This window comes from Roseospira visakhapatnamensis, from assembly GCF_014197915.1.
Classification (GTDB): Bacteria; Pseudomonadota; Alphaproteobacteria; order Rhodospirillales; family Rhodospirillaceae; genus Rhodospira; species Rhodospira visakhapatnamensis.
In genome coordinates this window covers 1-1,928 of the sequence record NZ_JACIGK010000082.1, presented here as the reverse complement: position 1 = coordinate 1,928, position 1,928 = coordinate 1, and the positions used below count along the sequence as shown (strand labels likewise).

The window sequence follows — 1,928 nt, the reverse complement described above, 5'->3', positions numbered from 1 at the left end:
GCGCGACGCGAGGAAGGCCTGGCAGGTTCGCACCTGGTCCTCGATGGAGGCCGGGTTCTGCAGGTCCGAGGAATAGCGGGCGTAGATCGCGGCGAGGGTCATGGCGCGGACTCTTCCGGCGGGGGCCGGCCGGAACGGGCCGGCGCCTGGGGGGAAATATCGGCGGACATATGCGTGCGGAGGAGGCGTTCATACTCCGCGTCCGCCGCCTGCCGCGCAAGCAGTTTGACGAGCGCGACCAGCCGGGGGTCCGGACTCGTCGAGCCGTCTCTGTGTCGCGTGTCGCCGCGCTTCCGTCGCGATGGGTGTGCCGTGTCCATGCCCTCAGGGTAGGGCGCTCCGGCCGGCGGATTCCTCGTGGCGGGCGGGATGGCAGTGGGTCCCGTTGTTTGACAATCGTACACACAAACGGCTATACTTCTTCCATGACGTTTGCGGTGGATGGCTTCGACTGGGATGCGGGCAACGGGCCGAAATGCGCCAAGCATGGCGTGACGCGCGAGGACATCGAGGCGGTCTTCCGCGGCACCCCGATGATCCTGCCCGATCGCACGCCGCGGGATCGGGAGACGCGCTACAACGCCATCGGCAAGACCGCCGCCGGCCGCATGGTCTTTCTCGTGTTCACGCTGCGGACGCGGGACGGCGTGACCCTGATCCGGCCGATCAGCGCCCGGTTCATGCACAGAAAGGAGATCGAGCACTATGAGCGACACACCGGACAGTAAGGGGACCCCACTCCCGCGCCACGAGACAGACGCCGAGGCGGAGCGGTTCGTCGAGGCGGCCGACCTGACCGCGTATGACCTCTCGGGCTTTCAGCCGGCCCGCTTCGAGTTCGGCCGCAAAGACGCGCGCGTGAACATGCGCCTGCCCGAGCCGTTGCTCGATGCCGTCAAGGCCCGGGCCTCGGCGCGCGGCATGCCATACCAACGCTTCATCCGCGAGGCCATCGAACGCGCCCTCTCCGGTGACCGTCCTTGACCTGAACGCTCGCTCTCTCTCCTGACCGTCGAAACGGGCGGGCCGCGGGATGCGGTCCGCCCGCCCGGGGCCGTGTCCGGCCGGGTTACGGCGCCGGGCGGCGGGACCGAAGCTCCCGCGCGATGGCCTCCCGGGCCTCGATGGCCCGGCGGCGGGTCGCGGTGTTCGGCCGGGCCGTTGCCGCCGCGTTGAAGACCTTCAGATACAGGCCTTTCAGGTCGTCGAGCGACAGCCAGCTCAGGTCGGTGTGTGTGGGGACGTGCATGGCCGTTTCCTCCGTCTCGCTTTGGAGGCCCCGCCCATCGGAGCCTTTCGCCCCGTCCCGGCATCATCATGGGGGTCAGAAGGCGCCCGTGGGCGGCGGTCCGCGCAAAGCGGACAAGACGGAGGACGGCCGCTCTTCCGGTGCGTCCGTTCAAAACACCGGCCGGTCCGGCGTTCGCTCCGGCGGAAACGGCCTTGGGGTCTTCACGAGGAATTTGCGCCCGTGCCCGGTCGAAACAGTCAGAGGAAGAGGACGTCTTCGGTTTCGTGACGGATTTGAAAAGGAGAGGGAGGGTCCTTCTCCGGCCCGTCGACCGCACGAAACAAGGAGACGAACCATGACACGCGACAACGCACCCCGGCAGGACATCTACACCCGGGTCACCGACAGCATCATCGCCGAACTGGAAAAGGGCGTGCGGCCTTGGGAAAAGCCCTGGAGCGCCGAGCACGCCGCCGGGCGCGTCAACCGGCCCCTCCGGCACAACGGCGTGCCCTATGCGGGGATCAACATCCTCATGCTGTGGTCGGCCGCCATGGAATACGGCTTCGCCTCGCCCATCTGGATGACGTTCCGGCAAGCCAAGGGGCTGTGTAACCTGATGTCTGGAAATTTTGTTCGTGGGGGCGCACCTGCGTGCCCATCCGTGGGGCGAGCCCCACGGATGGGCTACCCTCCA

Annotated in this window: 4 protein-coding genes; 3 read left to right on the top strand and 1 reads right to left on the bottom strand. The window is 67.7% G+C overall.

Annotated features, from left to right (window positions below):
* Positions 1 to 425 precede the first annotated feature (425 nt).
* Both GGD89_RS19520 and GGD89_RS19515 read left to right on the top strand, forming a co-directional pair.
* Positions 426 to 728, top strand: a complete 303-nt coding sequence (locus GGD89_RS19520; RefSeq protein ID WP_184049194.1) for a BrnT family toxin — start codon at positions 426 to 428, stop codon at positions 726 to 728.
* Complete coding sequence (locus GGD89_RS19515) at positions 706 to 984, top strand: CopG family antitoxin (protein WP_184046320.1); 279 nt, start codon at positions 706 to 708, stop codon at positions 982 to 984. Before GGD89_RS19520 ends, GGD89_RS19515 begins: the two co-directional genes overlap by 23 nt.
* 85 nt (positions 985 to 1,069) lie before the next feature.
* Here GGD89_RS19515 and GGD89_RS19510 read toward each other — a convergent pair whose 3' ends face one another.
* Entirely contained in the window at positions 1,070 to 1,249 is a 180-nt protein-coding gene (locus GGD89_RS19510; protein WP_184046318.1) for a hypothetical protein, read from the bottom strand.
* A 337-nt stretch (positions 1,250 to 1,586) separates the two neighbouring features.
* Between GGD89_RS19510 and GGD89_RS19505 the strand changes: the two genes are divergently transcribed.
* Positions 1,587 to 1,928: ArdC-like ssDNA-binding domain-containing protein (locus GGD89_RS19505; RefSeq protein WP_184049191.1), on the top strand; the 342-nt coding region annotated here is incomplete at its 3' end.

What these genes read in the sequence shown, in the direction of transcription:
- GGD89_RS19520 (WP_184049194.1), top strand. Translation starts at nt 426, where the DNA reads ATGACGTTTGCGGTGGATGGCTTCGACTGGGATGCGGGCAACGGGCCG.
- GGD89_RS19515 (WP_184046320.1), top strand. Translation starts at nt 706, where the DNA reads ATGAGCGACACACCGGACAGTAAGGGGACCCCACTCCCGCGCCACGAG.
- GGD89_RS19510 (WP_184046318.1), bottom strand. Translation starts at nt 1,249, where the DNA reads ATGCACGTCCCCACACACACCGACCTGAGCTGGCTGTCGCTCGACGAC.